The organism is Paraburkholderia sp. SIMBA_030, from assembly GCF_046535245.1.
Lineage (GTDB): Bacteria > Pseudomonadota > Gammaproteobacteria > Burkholderiales > Burkholderiaceae > Paraburkholderia.
The window spans coordinates 1-245 of sequence record NZ_JAWRXB010001350.1; the positions used below are offsets into that span (position 1 = coordinate 1).

1 protein-coding gene is annotated in these 245 nt (G+C 49.4%); it reads right to left on the minus strand.

The features are described 5' to 3' along the window. The coding region (locus SB772_RS44430; RefSeq protein WP_410839080.1) for a hypothetical protein at nt 1-245 on the minus strand (245 nt) is incomplete at both ends.

The following is a 245-nucleotide window of genomic DNA, read 5'->3' on the forward strand; positions in this document are numbered from 1 at the left end:
GTCGTGCAATCGCTTTGAATACTAGATTGTCGAGCGCCTCAATTTCGACAACGTAGCCTGGTCGTTGATCACGCGCCTTAATCTTTCCCCAAAAATAGACTTTCAAATAGTGGCTAGGAGCTTGGGCCTGTTCGAGCTTTTTCATCAGCAATGCACCTCCGCCATAAGCATGCACACGTGACAAAGGTAAATCGATCGTGAGCGACCGGCCGCCTTCGCTTTCATCGAACTTTTCGCATTCGTCC